Annotated in this window: 8 protein-coding genes; 3 read left to right on the top strand and 5 right to left on the bottom strand. The window is 65.2% G+C overall.

Going from position 1 to position 15,497, the window contains the following annotated elements; genetic code table 11:
* Nucleotides 1-12 precede the first annotated feature (12 nt).
* A complete protein-coding gene (locus QCE69_RS30755; protein WP_309934668.1) occupies nt 13-2,238 on the bottom strand; it encodes a protein kinase domain-containing protein in 2,226 nt (741 codons plus the stop codon).
* Between the two features lie 478 nt (nt 2,239-2,716).
* Between QCE69_RS30755 and QCE69_RS30750 the strand changes: the two genes are divergently transcribed.
* Nucleotides 2,717-2,947: a hypothetical protein gene (locus QCE69_RS30750; protein ID WP_309926162.1), complete on the top strand. Its 231-nt coding sequence runs from the start codon at nt 2,717-2,719 to the stop codon at nt 2,945-2,947.
* 22 nt (nt 2,948-2,969) lie between these two features.
* Here the strand turns inward: QCE69_RS30750 and QCE69_RS30745 are convergent, their stop codons facing one another.
* Nucleotides 2,970-7,355 carry a DEAD/DEAH box helicase gene (locus QCE69_RS30745; RefSeq protein WP_309934666.1) on the bottom strand — a complete coding sequence of 1,462 codons (4,386 nt, stop codon included), beginning with the start codon at nt 7,353-7,355 and terminating at the stop codon, nt 2,970-2,972.
* 256 nt (nt 7,356-7,611) lie between these two features.
* Between QCE69_RS30745 and QCE69_RS30740 the strand changes: the two genes are divergently transcribed.
* Both QCE69_RS30740 and QCE69_RS30735 read left to right on the top strand, forming a co-directional pair.
* Nucleotides 7,612-10,008 (top strand): phosphoketolase family protein, encoded by a 2,397-nt coding sequence (locus QCE69_RS30740; protein WP_309926158.1) that lies wholly within the window; start codon nt 7,612-7,614, stop codon nt 10,006-10,008.
* A 4-nt stretch (nt 10,009-10,012) separates the two neighbouring features.
* Entirely contained in the window at nt 10,013-11,119 is a 1,107-nt protein-coding gene (locus QCE69_RS30735; protein WP_309926156.1) for an acetate/propionate family kinase, read from the top strand.
* Nucleotides 11,120-11,863: 744 nt separating this feature from the next.
* On the opposite strand, the gene QCE69_RS30730 is transcribed toward QCE69_RS30735, so the two are convergent.
* From QCE69_RS30730 to QCE69_RS30720, 3 genes are read right to left on the bottom strand one after another with little or no spacing between them, the layout of a single operon-like run.
* Nucleotides 11,864-13,213 (bottom strand): MFS transporter, encoded by a 1,350-nt coding sequence (locus tag QCE69_RS30730; protein ID WP_309926154.1) that lies wholly within the window; start codon nt 13,211-13,213, stop codon nt 11,864-11,866.
* A 31-nt stretch (nt 13,214-13,244) separates the two neighbouring features.
* Complete coding sequence (locus QCE69_RS30725) at nt 13,245-14,192, bottom strand: hydroxymethylglutaryl-CoA lyase (protein WP_309926153.1); 948 nt, start codon at nt 14,190-14,192, stop codon at nt 13,245-13,247.
* Nucleotides 14,189-15,382, bottom strand: a complete 1,194-nt coding sequence (locus tag QCE69_RS30720) for a CaiB/BaiF CoA-transferase family protein (RefSeq protein WP_309926151.1) — start codon at nt 15,380-15,382, stop codon at nt 14,189-14,191. The genes QCE69_RS30725 and QCE69_RS30720 overlap by 4 nt, the downstream gene beginning before the upstream one ends.
* Nucleotides 15,383-15,497: the final 115 nt, after the last annotated feature.

Here is a 15,497-nt window from a genome sequence, read left to right as displayed (position 1 = left end):
TTCGACATCCCGTTACTGCTTCGCCTGCGTCGTGATCTGGAACATGTCGACGGCCACCTTGTCGCGTCCGTACTTGCTTGCCAGCGCCGCCAGGCGTTTCTCGACTGCGCGCAGATAGTCGGACTTCGCTTCGCTGTCCGGACGCGGTGCATCGAAGAGCGGCGCGGGCGCGAGCATCAGCACGATCATCTCCGAACCGAACGGCTTGCCGACGATCCAGTCACCCATCGAGCCGATCGTCGCCGTGTAGTTCGGCGGCGCCTGGTTGTCGCGCGAGCGCTGGTTCGGCAGCAGATGCACGACGCTGCCTTCGAGCTTGTAGTAATCTACGTTGACGCTCGAATCGAAGCCGGGCGTCATCAGGTCGATGATCAGCGGCTGCCCTTCGGTGAGCCGGGTCGCCTGCGAACGCGTATGCACCGAGGCCGGCCGTCCCGACTGACGATTCGCCGACCAGTACGGCGCGAATACCTTGAGCAGATCGCACTTGTCATCCGCGACCTGCTGCACGCCGAAATTGGTGGTCTTCACGCCGGGTACGCGTCCGAGCGTGTCCTTGAGCCGTGCGAGGCCATAACGCTGTGAAACGAAGCCCTGCACGTCGACGGTCTGGTCGTGCACCGAAGCCACCAGCGCCGAGCACGGCACGCTTGCCAGCACGGGCGTGACCGCTGCCATCGTGAGCACCGGCGCGGGCGGCGCGGGCAGGACGGGCGTGATCGCCACCTGCGAACCGGCTGACGGCGGCGCTGCGCGTTCAACATGCGCGACGGACGGCCGCGGTGCTTCGTGTGCCGCTTCGTGAGCCACTTCCGTCACGCCCTTGCCATGCTCGTAGTAGTAATACCCGCCACCGGCAACCAACAGCGCTGCCGCCGCCGCCGCGCCGATCGCCAGTTTCGGCGTCCCGCCCTGCTTGCTCTTGCGCATTGCCGCAGCGGCTGGCTGCGGGTCGCTGATGTCCTCCAGCAGTTGCGCCACGCTCGCCGTGCGCGCTTCACGTTCGAACGCCAGCGACGCCTTCAGCGCTTTCCACTGCTTGTTGCCGAGATGCTCCGGACGCTGCGGCTTCATGCCCGCGGCCTTCGCCTGTTGCGCGGGCACGCGGTCGAACGGATGCTTTCCTGTCAGCAACTCATAGGTGATGCAACCGAGCGCATAGACATCGTCGCGCGGGTCCGGCTCGCGATGCTCCAGCATTTCGGGACTCGCGTACGCGGGCGTCAGCGCCCCGAGGCTGCCTGGATCGAAGACGGTTGCCTCGCTCTCTTCCTCGGGGCGCTGAATCACGCGCGAAATGCCGAAGTCGATCACCTTGACTTCCGACGTATCCAGCAGGAACACGTTGGCCGGCTTGAAATCGCAATGAACGAAGCCGCGCTCGTGCGCATAGGCGAGCGCATTGGCCATGCCCTTGAAGATGGGAAACACCTCGGCGAACGGCATGCCCTTGAAGTTCGGATTTCGCAGCAGGCGCGAGAGCGGCTGTCCGGAAAGATATTCCATCGTCAGATAGACAACCGGGCCGTCGCGATCGAAGTCATACACGGTCACGATGTTGCGGTGCGCCAGTTGCTGCGCCTTGCGGGCTTCGCGTTGCAATGCGATCAGCGACTTCGGATTGCCACGGAACTGCAGGTTGAGCACCTTGATCGCGACATACGGGCGACGGTCCGATGCTTCGAGCTTGCGCAGGTCCAGGGCCTTGTAGACCGTGCCCATGCCGCCGATGCCAAGACACTCCTCCAGCACGAAGCGACTGTTGAGCGTGTCGCCGACGCCTTTCATGCGCTGGTCGTGGTCGGTTCTTATCTGCGTCGCCTGACCGAACGTCCCGCCGGTGCCGCCGGTGCCGCTGGTGCCGCTGGTGCCGCTGGTGCCGCTCGTCGCGCCGGATCCGCCCGAGCTGCTGCTCGGATCGCGCTCGGGCAGCGAAGGCGGCATGGGGGGCGGGGCGAAGCTCGTGGTGGTCTGCAGGCGCGTCTCGTCGCTGCCGACGGGGCCGGTGTTTGAGTCGAGTTCGGGACGAATGCGTGCCGCATGGTCGACACGGCGCCGGATGGCCGCGTAGACATCCGGGGGCAGAGGCTTGACCGCGTGCTCCTCGTCGAGGATCTCCATGAGTTGCTTTGGCGCGGACTGCTCGGTCGCAAGGGCGCCGTCAACCCGGGAAAAGAACTCGTCGCGCGACGCGCTGTTGCTCTGGAAAGTACGTATCGCTTGCGCAAAACTTGTCATCTGTGCGACGCGACGCGGCTCCTGTTCGATCGACCAAGTCCACTTGTCGTAACAAATACTTCATGCTGGTTCGATACTAGACTTCGCTTGCGCCTTAAGCAAATGACGTTTTTGATTCTGCGCGGCATCGCGCACATGTCTTTCGGATACCGACACATTTCGCTGAAGTGTCGGCTCACGCACGACGAACGCTGTGGCGCGGTTCGATTTTGGCGCCCTCGATATCGCGCGCAACGCCCGCTGCGCGGACCTCGGAGCCTCCGATGCGCCGATCACGCCGTATCTGGCATGCCTTTCGCGTCATTCGGCACGAGCGATCAGGCGCTGTCGGTCAGGGCGGAAGGTTCAGACCTCCTGCCCCGCAGGCGCTGGCGCGGTTTGTTGTGTTTTGCATGCAAAGAGCCAAACAGTGCGAAGGCTGAAGTCAACCCGACTGAAGTGCGGCGCGCCGGCTCACGAACCCACGGAGGAACTCATCATGGCTGTCATCAAAATCAGGGATCTCGCCGACAGCGTCGAACTCGACCGGCAAGCGATGCATACCATCGTCGGCGGCGCGCGAGACGGGCTCAAGCCATCGTTTCGTATCCGGACCGCAGCGAACCCGAATCGTGTCGTCGACTATCCGGGCGTGCCGGTGAGAGACGTGCCGGTGCAGCCGCCCGGCCCGTTCACGACGAAGATCGTCGGCAAGAAGGAAGAAAACTGACGCCACGGCCGGCGCAGGCGCGTCATCCATGGCGCGCCGGCACGGCACCGCCCGTCAGACCGGCGCCCGGCGCGCTCGCCGACAGCGCGAGCGAACGCGCCGTGCGCTTCACCAGCGCGAGACGCACCTGCTCACGCGTCGCGGCATCGAATTCGCCGAGATAACGGGTCTTGCCCGCGATCACCGCGCCCGCCGGCACGCCATCGAGATACAGCACCCGATTGCCCGCGAGCGCCGGCACTTTGTCGCCGGGCAACAGCGTACCGACCAGATTGAGCGGATCCACCGCCGACAGCGCGACCAACGCCCCGTCTCGTGCGCGGCGGCGCATGTCGCGCAGCAAGGGCACCGCCTCCGGCAGCGCGAACTGCTCGCCCGCCAGACCGGCGACGAAGCGCCCGCCGCGAATCTCGCCTCGCGCTTCCAGCCGGTGATAGACGCGCAGCAGATCGCGCCAGGGCGGCAGCCATCCGGCTTCGCGTTCGAGCAGGCGCCAGAACACCACGCCATAGCGCCGCAACAAAGTCAGCGCGACGTGTTCGAGCGCGGCGTCGTCGCGCTCGCCTTCTTCGCGGGCGCGCCGCAGCAGCGCCCAGCGCCCGGCGTCGTCCATTCCGCCGATGAACAGTCCGCCGCGCCGCGGACGCCGTGCGAAGGCGTTGCGCTTCGCCGCGGGTGCGAGCAACGCGCGCAGACCGGCAAAGCTGTCCGCGTTGACGAGTCCGAGCGACACGAGTTCGCCGAGCGCATCCTCGAGCTCCGTGCGAAGGAGACGCGCGTCGGCAAGGAGTTCGTCGAAGAACATGGCGCCATGAGTTTGCAACGCATCGAACACGCGCTGCGCGCGCGACGACATTTGCGGCGCTTCATCGGCGGACAGGAGCGCATTCCATGCGTCGAGATGGCGGCGTGGCAACAGCACGATGGGTGTGCCGCGCACCGGGGCGCCCGTCGCGCGTGCGCGTCCCGCCGGCCGCGTCCAGACCAGCTTGCCGGCGCGGCAGAGTTCGTCGAGCCAGAGTCCCGAATAATCGCCGATGCGGGCCGGCAGTATCTCGTCTTCCCACGCGACGGCCGGCGCCTCGAAACCTTCCAGTTGTTCCAGCACGGCGCCGAGCGCGTCACGGCCGGCACCGCGCGCATCCGTCCCGACGCGCTGCCATTCGAACAGGAAACGCATGAAGTCCTGCCGCTCGACCGGCTCGATCTCGCGCCGCAACCGCCGCACCGTGTAGCGATGAATCCGCGCGAGCAGATGCCGCTCGCACCATTCCTCGGTCTGCGCGCCTGGCGTGAAGCGTCCGCGCATCACATAACCCTGTGCCTCCAGCCGTGTCAGCGCGAGAGCGACAGCCGAGGCCGGCAACGCAAGCGGCCGCGCGATGTCCGGCACCGTCAGCGGCCCGCAACCGGACAAGCGCGCCCGCACGATCTCGACGAGCGCGTCGTCGGGGCTCCAGACCTCGTCGAAGCCGGCGGGCGGCCGCAACGTCGGCTGCATCGGCGCGTGCTCATAGACCGCGCGCAGGCACGCGAGCCGCTCGACGGGCGTCCACAGCGCATCGTGTTCCGCGACCTGCAGCCGCGTCGCCCGGCCGCCGCGCGCCAGCGTCTCCAGCCACGCGGGCCAGTGCGGGTGGCGCTGCGCTTCGCGCTCGGCGATGCAGGCAAGCGTCGTCAGCGCCTCGTGCATCTCGTCGGCGCTGGTGACATCGGGCCAGGCTTCCGCGCGGACGCTCTCGATGGCTTCGGGATCGAGCGCACCCAGATCGTCGACCGATTGCGGATCGGTCCAGCGGCGCGCCAGCACCGCCTGCGTGCGGCGCTCTTCGAGCGGTGCGTCGTCGAGGAATGCATAGGGCTTGGCCGACAGGATCTCGGCCGCCAGCGGCGACGGCGCCGGCAATTCGCGCGTCACCAGCCGCACCGCGCCGCTTTCGATGCGGCCCAGCAACGCGAGCCAAGCGTCGCTGTCCATGGCGTCGTGCAGGCAGTCGTCGAGCGTCTGCTCGACCAGCGGATGCGCGGGCACCTCGCGCTCGCTCGCCAGGTTTTCTGCGCACGCCACCTGGTCCGGGAACACCGCCGCGAGCAGGTCCTCGCTCTTCATGCGCTGCAATTGCGGCGCCACCTTGCGCCCGCCCGCATAGCGCGGCAGCGCGAGCGCGTTGGTCGCGTTCCAGCGCCAGCGCACGCCGAACAGCGGCGCATCGAGCAGCGCCTGGATCAGCACGTGCTCGGCGGTGCTGGACTTCAGATAGCGCCACACTTCGTCGAGCGTGAAACTGTGACTGCCTGTCAGCGAGAGCACGATGGCGTCCTCGGTCGCCGCAGCCTGTAATTCAAAATTAAAAGTACGGCAAAAGCGCTTGCGCAGCGCGAGACCCCACGCGCGATTCACGCGGCTGCCGAACGGCGCGTGAATCACGAGCTGCGTGCCGCCGGATTCATCGAAGAAGCGCTCCATGACGAGCGTGTCCTGCGTCGGCAACACGGTGAGCGCGGCGCGCGCACGCGCCAGGTATTCGACGATCTGCCGCGCCGCCTCGTCGCCGATGCCGCTCTCTTGCGCCAGCCACGCGATGACCGCTTCGATGCTGTCGTCCTGCGCCAGCCGCGTATCGATGCCCGCACGCATGCGCGCGATCGCATGCGACAGCTCATCGCTGCGCCCGGGCGCTTCGCCGAGCCAGAACGGAATATTCGGCGGCTGCCCGTTGGCATTCTCCACACGCACACGGCCGCCTTCCACGCGCACGATCCGGTACGACGTATTGCCGAGCTGGAAGACATCGCCCGCGAGACTTTCAACGGCGAAGTCTTCGTTCACGGTGCCGATCTGCAAGCCCTGCGGCTCCAGCAGCACCGCGAAATCGGCGTTATCGGGGATCGCGCCGCCCGAGGTCACGGCAGTTAGCTTGCCGCCGCGCCGTCCGCGCAGCGTCCGGCTCACCGCGTCGCGATGCACATAGGCCGCGCGCACGCCCTGACGTCCCGTATAGCCTTCCGCGAGCGTGCGCAGCACGGCGTCGTAGCGGCTGCGCGCCAGCTCCGCATACGGAAACGCCTGCGTGATGCGCTCGTACAGCGCATCCTCGCTCCATTCGCGGCATGAGACTTCGGCGGTGATCTGCTGCGCGAGCACGTCGAGGGGCGCGCGCGGAATCTTCAGCGCATCGAGTTCGCCGCGCCGCACGCAATCGATCAAGGCGGCGCATTCGATCAGATCGTCGCGCGAAGTCGGAAACAGCCGCCCTTTCGGCATGCCGCCCACGTGATGCCCCGAGCGCCCGACCCGCTGCAGGAACGCGCCGATCGAACCCGGTGAGCCGAGCTGGCAGACGAGATCGACATCGCCGATATCAATGCCCAGTTCCAGCGACGCCGTTGCAATCAGCACACGCAACTCGCCGCGCTTGAGGCGTTGTTCGGCGACCAGCCGCTGCTCGCGCGCCAGGCTGCCGTGATGCGCGGCGACGGCGTCCTTGCCGAGGCGGTCGGTGAGATGGCGCGCCGCGCGCTCCGCCATGCGTCGCGTGTTGACGAAAACGAGCGACGTGCGGTGTTGCGCCGACAGATCCGCGAGACGGTCGTAGACGCGCTCCCACATGTCGTTGGACATGACGGCTTCGAGCGGCATCGGCGGGAGATCGAGCGCGAGATCGCGCGCGCGGACATGCCCGACGTCGACGATCTCGCACGGCTCATAGCCACCGACGAGAAACCGCGCCACGCGTTCGATAGGCTTCTGCGTGGCCGAGAGACCGATGCGCACGGGCCGCTGATGCCCTGCTTCCTCGCACAGCGCGTCGAGCCGCGCAAGCGACAGGCTCAGGTGCGAGCCGCGCTTGCTGCCCGCCACGGCGTGAATTTCATCGACGATCACGGTGCGCGTGGTGGACAGCATCGCGCGTCCCGAGTCCGACGAAAGCAGTACGTAAAGCGATTCCGGCGTGGTGACGAGGATGTGCGGCGGACGCTTCCTGACCGCATTGCGCTCCTGCTGCGTGGTGTCGCCGGTGCGCACGGCGGCGCGGATCTCCGGCGCCGCCGTGCCCGATTCGCGCAAGGCCTGCGCGATGCCCGCGAGCGGCTCTTCCAGATTCACGCGGATGTCATTGGACAGCGCCTTCAGCGGCGACACATAGACGACCCGCGTCTCGTCCGGCAACACGCCACCGGCGGCAATGCCGTCGCGGACGAGTTCATCGAGTGCAGCCAGGAACGCGGTGAGCGTCTTGCCCGAACCCGTGGGCGCGGCAACGAGTGTCGAACGGCGCGCCTGCACCAGCGGCCAGGCGCGCGCCTGGGCGGGCGTCGGCGAGGCGAAGCGTGCGCGGAACCAGCCGGCGACGGCCGGATGAAAGCCTTGCAGGGCGTCGTTCGCGGGAGGGGATTGTCGGGGCATCCAGCTATTCTAGGGGCGCTTTCGAAACGGCGCGGGAGCGCTGAATATGCGTGCGCGCAGGCGGAAGACAAGCCCCGCGGTGGATTGTCGCCTCCGCTGCCCGATCGCGCCGACCGTTCTATGATGTCTGCCGATACCTGATCGTCAAACCAGCGCCACGAACGCGCCTGAACATGGAGACACGCGCGGGACCCGATCTTGCGCCAAGCCGCACGCACCACGTTCGACCCCTCATCCCACCTGCAAGGAGAAGCCCTTGAACGACGACGTCACCCCGACTTCCCTCGAGACGCCTCTCGCCCCCGATCTCCTCGCACGAATCGATGCGTACTGGCGGGCCTGCAATTATCTTTCGGCCGGCATGATCTATCTGCGCGCCAATCCGCTGCTGCGCGAACGCCTGCAACCGGAGCACATCAAGCGGCGTCTGCTCGGGCACTGGGGCTCCGATCCGGGACAATCGTTCGTGTGGGTGCATCTGAATCGCCTGATCAAACGCGACGATCTCAACATCCTGTTCGTGTCAGGCCCGGGCCATGGCGCGCCCGCGACGCTGTCCAATTCTTACCTCGAGGGTCACTACTCGGAAATCTATCCCGATCGCAGCACCGACGAACGCGGCATGCTCAAGTTGTTCCGCGCGTTTTCGTCGCCGGGCGGCATCGGCTCGCATTGCACACCTGAGACGCCGGGATCGATTCACGAAGGCGGCGAGCTCGGCTATAGCCTGTCGCATTCGTTCGGCGCGGCGTTCGACAATCCGGACCTGATCGTCGCTACCGTAGTGGGTGACGGCGAGGCGGAGACCGGCCCGCTCGCCACGTCCTGGCATTCGAACAAGTTCCTCAACCCGGCCACCGATGGCGCCGTGTTGCCGATCCTGCATCTCAACGGCTACAAGATTGCCAATCCGACCATCCTTGCGCGGATCCCGCATGAGGAACTCGCTGCGCTGTTCAAGGGCTATGGTTACGAGCCGCACTTCGTCGAAGGGCACGAGCCCGAGAAGATGCATCAGCGCATGGCGGCGACGCTCGAACGCTGCATCGCCGATATCCGCGCCATCCAGGCGAACGCGCGCGCGAATCCCGGCAACGTGACGCGGCCGCGCTGGCCGATGATCGTGCTGCGCACCCCGAAAGGCTGGACCGGGCCGAAGGAGGTCAATGGGCACAAGGTCGAGGACTTCTGGCGCTCGCATCAGGTGCCGATCGCCGACCCGGCGAGCAACCACCGCAACCTTGCCTTGCTGGAAGAATGGCTGCGCAGTTACAAGCCCGAAGAGCTGTTCGATGAAGACGGCCGGCTGATCGAATCCTTGCGCGCGCTGGCGCCCGAAGGCCTGCGGCGCATCAGCGCGAATCCGCACGCGAACGGCGGCTTGCAGCGCCAGTCGCTGGATCTGCCCGACATTCGCGAGTACGCGTTCGAATTCAAGCGGGCGGCGAACACGTATCAATCGCCGACGATGGTGCTCGCCACCTTCCTGCGCGACGTGATTCGCCGCAACATGACGAGCTTCCGCCTGTTCGGTCCCGATGAAACGGCGAGCAACAAGCTCGACGGCGTATATGAAGCCTCGGGAAAGCGCTGGCTCGCCGAGACGCTGCCGGAGGATGCCGACGGCGGCGCGCTGTCCATCGACGGACGCGTAATGGAGATGCTCTCGGAACACACGCTGGAAGGCTGGTTCGAAGGCTATGTGCTGACCGGAAGACACGGCCTGTTCGCGACGTATGAAGCGTTCGTGCACGTGATCGATTCGATGTTCAACCAGCACGCGAAGTGGCTGGAGAAGGCCAAGAACGAACTCGACTGGCGCAAGCCCATCCCGTCGATCAACCTGCTCATCACGTCGCTCGTGTGGCGTCAGGATCACAACGGCTTCACGCATCAGGACCCGGGCTTCCTCGATGTCGTCACCAACAAGAGCCCGGGCGTTGTCCGCATCTATCTGCCGCCTGACGCGAACTGCCTTTTGAGCGTCGCGGATCATTGCCTGCGTACGCACGATTACGTGAACGTGATCGTCGCGGACAAGCAGCCGCATCTGCAGTACCTGAGCATGCAGGATGCAATCGTGCACTGCGCGAAAGGCATCGGCATCTGGGACTGGGCCTCGACCGATCAGGGCGCGGAGCCGGACGTGGTGGTGGCGTGCGCGGGCGACATCGCGACCATGGAAGCGCTTGCCGCCGTCGAGATCCTCAAGGCGAACTGTCCTGACCTGAAGATTCGTTTCGTCAACGTGGTCGACCTGTTCAGGCTCATGCCGGATACCGATCATCCGCATGGTCTGTCCGACCGCGACTTCGATTCCCTCTTCACGCGCGACAAGCCGGTCATCTTCAACTTCCATTCCTATCCGACGCTGGTGCACAAGCTCACCTACAACCGCACCAATCACGAGAACATGCATGTGCATGGCTATCGAGAACGCGGCAATATCAACACGCCGTTCGAACTCGCGATCATCAACGGGGTGGACCGCTTCACGCTCGCCATCGATGTGATCGACCGCGTGCCGCGCATCGCAGAAAGCAGCGCGCATGCGAAGGAGTGGCTCAGGAACGAGATCATCGAGAGCGTGCGGTACGCGCATGAGGAAGGCATCGATCGCGACGAGATCCGTGACTGGACCTGGAAGGGTTGATGCCATGGACGAAGGCATTCTGGTGCTCAACAGCGGCTCGTCGTCGCTCAAGTTCGGCGTGTTCACCGCACGCGACGGCGACGAGCACGCATGGCTCTCGGGCAGTGCGAAAGGTATCGGGCGCGACAACGGATCCTGGTCGATGAAGTCGTCGGACGGCCGTATCGATGTCGCGCAGGATCATGTGATGGAGACGCAGCACGATGCGCTGAAGCGCGTCGCCGACGCGCTCGCCGAGCATCTGGATGTGCCGCTCGTGGGCGTCGGGCATCGTGTCGTGCATGGCGGACCGCGGCTGCGCGAACATTGCCGCATCACCGAGGACGTGAAGCACACGCTGCAAGAAGCGGTGCCGTTCGCGCCGCTGCACCTGCCGCCCGCGCTGGCGCTGATTGACGAGGCACAGCGCATCTTCGCCGATGTGCCTCATTTCGCTTGCTTCGATACCGCGTTCCACCGCACGCTGCCTGAGCGGGCAACGCGCTTTGCGTTGCCGCGCGAGTATGCGGAGCGGGGTGTCGTTCGCTATGGGTTTCATGGGCTGTCTTACGAGTCCATCGTCGGCGAGCTTGGCGCGGACCTGCCGGCGCGCACGGTCATCGCCCATCTCGGCAGCGGCGCCAGTCTGTGTGCGCTGCAGAACGGGCGCTCCGTCGATACGTCGATGGGCATGACGCCCGCCGGCGGGATTCCGATGGCCACGCGCAGCGGCGATCTCGATCCCGGCGTGCTGATTCATCTGCTGCGCCATGCCTCGCTCGACGCCGACGGCATCGAAACGCTGGTGAACCGGCGCGGCGGAATGAAGGCGTTGTCGGAATCGGACGACGACATGCAAGGGCTGCTGGCACGCCGCGCGCAGGGCGACGCGGATGCGTCGCTGGCCGTCGATGTGTTCTGCACGGCGGTGCGCAAGACCATTGGCGCGTATGCGGCGTTGCTGGGCGGCGTCGATCTGATCGTGTTCAGCGGAGGGATCGGAGAGCACAGCGACGCGGTGCGTTCGCAGGTGCTTGAAGGGCTCGGGTTTTTGGGGGCGGCGCATCGCGTGGTCGCGACTCAGGAGGAACGGCAGATCGCGCGGCATTGCAGGAGGTTGGTGGGGGACTGAGGTGACGCTTGCGTTGCGCCTTTGCAGGGTATGATGGGCGTCGGTGGGTTGGCGTGCCGGGGTCGGTTCTGCTTGCTTTGTGGCATTTTTCATGCGGCCCGGAAAATGCCATTTGGTCGATGGCGTTCGAAATGCCGGATGCAAAGGGGCTGGGCTGGACTGTCGGGCGAAGTCTTTTGCAGCGGAGCGAGGCATGTTGCGATCCTGCGTTGCGCCCTCTTCGCCTTATTGCTTCCCGAAGCATAGGCTTGCTCGCCTCGCGGCATTTTGAATACGGCATGCTTAACGCCATTTGGCCGAATGCATGCAAAATGCCTGATGCGAGAAGCTTCGGCGGGGTAGTCGAGCAAGTCGTGATGTGACTTTGCCTTGCTCTGTATCACCGCGCGGCGGATCGCTCGTTCGCTGCGCGCCGCAGTTAGCCCGTCTCGCGACATCCTGCATCCAATACGCAAAACGCCATTTGGTCGAACGTATGCAAAACGCCAAATGCACGAATCTCAAGCAGATCTGCCGAGCAGGTCGCGATGCAATCTTGCGTTGCTCCGCATCAAAGCGTGGCGGACCACTCGTTCGCCACGCCTCGCCCGGGTCGTTTCGCAGCATTTTGAATGCGTCACTCAAAATGCCATCTGGTCGAACGCATTCAAAACGCCAAACGCTCTATCAAAAGCTCAAAGCGGCAGGCATATCAACCGCCGCATCGAATCTCCGCTACCCGCCTCGCGCAGGAACGCCCAGACACTACCCCCGAACACCTCCCCCCTCTTCCGCATGATCCCGCTGCCGCAGCGACTGGGGCAACCCGAACAGCAACAACAACGCGCACAACACACTCATCGCACCAATCGCATACAGCGCAGGCGTCGTGCTGCCCATCGTGTCGCGAATGCGGCCGACCATCACCGGGCTCACGATGCCGCCAAGTTGCCCCAGCGTATTGATCAACGCGATACCGCCCGCCGCGCCCGCGCCGGTCAGAAGCTTCGGCGGCAGCGCCCAGAACGCCGGGATCGACGCGATCACGCCCGCGCCCATCACGCCCAGCGCGGCGATCAGCAAGCCCGTCTGCTTGTCGAAGATGCCCGCTGCGAAGAACCCCACGGCCGCCATGACCAGCAGGATCGCGACGAACTTGCGGCGTTCGCCCGAGCGATCCGACATGCGGCCGACCACCACCATGCAGATCGCGCCACAGATATACGGCACCGCCGTAAGCAGACCGATGATCGTCGGATTCTGCGTGCCCGCCGCGCGAATCAGATGCGGGGCCCAGAAGTTGAGGCCGTAGGAGGCGATCTGAATCAGGAAGTAGATCAGGCCGAGCATCAGGAAACCGGGCGTCCTGATCGCGCCGAACAGCGAATGACCCGTATCCGTGTGCTGGCTCTGTGTCGAGATCTGGCTCTTCAGACAGGTCTTCTCGGCGCTGCTGAGCCAGGCGGCATCATCGACACGATCCTTCAGCACCTTCAGCACGAGAATGCCCAGCAGCACGCACGGCATGCCGCCGAGCAAAAACAGCCAGTGCCAGCCCGCAATGCCCGCCACACCGTTCAAGTGCCCAAGCACGAGTCCTGAAAGCGGCGCACCGAACAAGCCGGAGAATGCCGACGCGAGAAACAGCATCGAAGTAATGCGGCCGCGATAGCTCGCCGGGAACCATAGCGTCAGGTAGTACAGCACGCCGGGCGCGAAGCCCGCCTCCATCGCGCCGATGATGAAGCGCAGTCCGTAGAACTGCCATTCCGTCTGCACGAAGACCATGAGCGCCGTCGCGATCCCCCACGAGATCATGATGCGCGCGATCCAGCGGCGTGCGCCCACCTTGTAGAGCAGCATGTTGCTGGGCACTTCGAACAGCACGTAGCCAATCACGAAGAGACTCGCCCCGAGACCGTAGGCCGTATCGGACAGCCCCAGCGAACTCTGCATCTGAAACTTCGCGAAGCTGATATTGATGCGATCGAAGAACGCAAAGAAGTAGCACAGCATGATGAGCGGCATCAGCCGCCATGCCACCTTGCGAATGATGTCCGATGTGTTGGCGAGGGAATGCGGCTCGTCGGCCGCGTTGACGCTCAGGTCGCTCATGTTTGTCTCCAGTCTTGTTGTGATGGGTGGGTCAGATGGACCGCACGTAGTCGGGCACCGGATGCAGATCGCAGTTGCGGCCCGCCTTCGCGACCTGCCCCGGCACGTCATGACCGACCAGTCCAGGCAGCGTGCGCGACAGACGGATCAGTTGCGAAAGATCGATCCCCGCAGGAATGCCCGTTTCGTCGCACAGATTCACGAGGTCTTCAGTGCAGATGTTTCCGGACGCACCCGGAGCGAACGGACAGCCGCCGAGTCCGCCCAGCGCCGCATCGAAACGGCGGGCACCCGCCTGGTAAGCAGCGAGCACATTGGCGAGCCCGAGGCCGCGCGTATTGTGGAAATGCAAAGTGAGGTCGGCGGCGGGCACGTCCGCAAGCACGCGTTCGACGAGCCGCGCAACCTGACGCGGATTCGCCATGCCGGTGGTGTCGGCGAGCGTGATGCCGGCAATGCCCATCTCACGGTAGGTCCGGGCTATCGACACCACGCGGTCTTCATCCACCCGGCCTTCGAACGGACAGCCGAACGCCGTCGCCACAGTCGCGTTCAGCGAGACCGTCGTCGACGCCCCCTGCACCAGCCGCACGATATCGCCGAAGCCCGCCAGCGAGTCTTCGCAGCTCATGCGCATGTTGGCGCGGTTGTGCGTCTGGCTTGCCGACATCACGAGATTGAGCTCATTCGCCCGTGCCGCAAGCGCGCGCTCCGCGCCCTTCACGTTGGGCACCAGCGCGACGTAGATCACCCCCTCCTTGCGGGCGATGCCGTTGAACACCGCCTCGCCGTCGCGCAACGCCGGAATCGCTTTCGGCGATACGAACGAGCCCGCCTCGATGCGCGTGAAACCGCACGCCGCAAGCGCATCGATCAGCGCAATCTTGTCCGCCGTGTCGACCCACTGCTTCTCGATCTGCAAACCGTCGCGCGGCGCGACTTCCTGGACGATCAGCGGTTCTTTGTATGCAAAATTCATTGAACCGCTCCTTCCGCGCGCAGATGTTCGACCTCGCCGGCATCGAAGCCGAGCGATTCCAGCACCGCTTGAGTGTGTTCGCCGAGCGCCGGACCTTGCCAGCGCACTTCGCCCGGCGTTTCGGAGAGCTTCGGCACGATGCCCGGCATCTTCACCGACGCCCCGCCCGGCAGGTTCGCGTGCAGCAGCATGTCGCGGGCTTGGTAGTGCGCGTCGTTGACGATGTCCGCGACCGAATAGATGCGGCCCGCGGGCACTTCTTCGCGCTCGAGCACAGCGAGCACGTCGTCCATCGAGTGATGCGTGGTCCACGCCGTGATGGCTTCGTCGAGCATCGCGCTGTGACGGACGCGGCCGTCGTTGCGGGCGAGCGCGGGATCGTCGGCGAGATCGGGCCGGCCGATCACGTGCATCAGGCGCTTGTAGATCGGATCGCTGTTGCCCGCGATCACGACGAAGCCGCCCTCTTCCGTCCGATACGTATTCGACGGCGCGATGCCCGGCAATGCGCCGCCGCTGCGTTCGCGCACGTGGCCGAGCAGGTCGTATTCCGGCACCAGGCTTTCCATCAGGTTGAAGACGCTTTCGACGAGCGATACATCGACCACCTGTCCGTCGCCCTGTCCGGTCTTGACGCGCAACACCGACATCAGGGCGCCGATCACCCCGTGCAGCGAGGCCAGCGAATCGCCGAGGCTCACGCCGACACGCGCCGGCAGTCCCTCCGCGTCGCCGGTCGTATAGCGGATGCCGCCCATCGCCTCGCCGATCGCCCCGAACCCCGGACGGTCGCGATACGGACCGGTCTGGCCATAGCCGGAGATGCGCACCATCGTCAGCTTCGGATTGATTGCGTGCAGCACGTCCCAGCCGAGGCCGAGCTTTTCGAGCGCGCCGGGACGCATGTTTTCGACGACGATGTCCGCGTCCTTTGCAAGACGCTTGATGACCTCCGCGCCGTCCGGCGACTTGAGGTTCACGCAGACCGACTTCTTGTTGCGCGATTGCAGATACCACCAGAGCGACGTGCCCTCGTGAAGCTTGCGCCATTTGCGCAGCGGGTCGCCGCCATTGGGCGTCTCGATCTTGATGACTTCCGCACCGAACTCGGCCAGCATGCGCGCCGCGAAGGGCGCGGCGATCAACGTGCCGATTTCGATGACCCGGATGCCTTGAAGGGGTCCGCTCATGCCGCTCGTCTCCTGATTTCGTTTGATGGAGACAAGCTTATTGGCGAACGCTCGGGGGCGTCCAACCGCATTTCGGCAAGGATCGTTCGCGAAACGCGAACGATCGCGGGCTTTT

The sequence above is a fragment of the Caballeronia sp. LZ032 genome, from assembly GCF_031451315.1.
Classification (GTDB): domain Bacteria; phylum Pseudomonadota; class Gammaproteobacteria; order Burkholderiales; family Burkholderiaceae; genus Caballeronia.
This window is presented reverse-complemented; position numbering and strand designations above follow the sequence as displayed.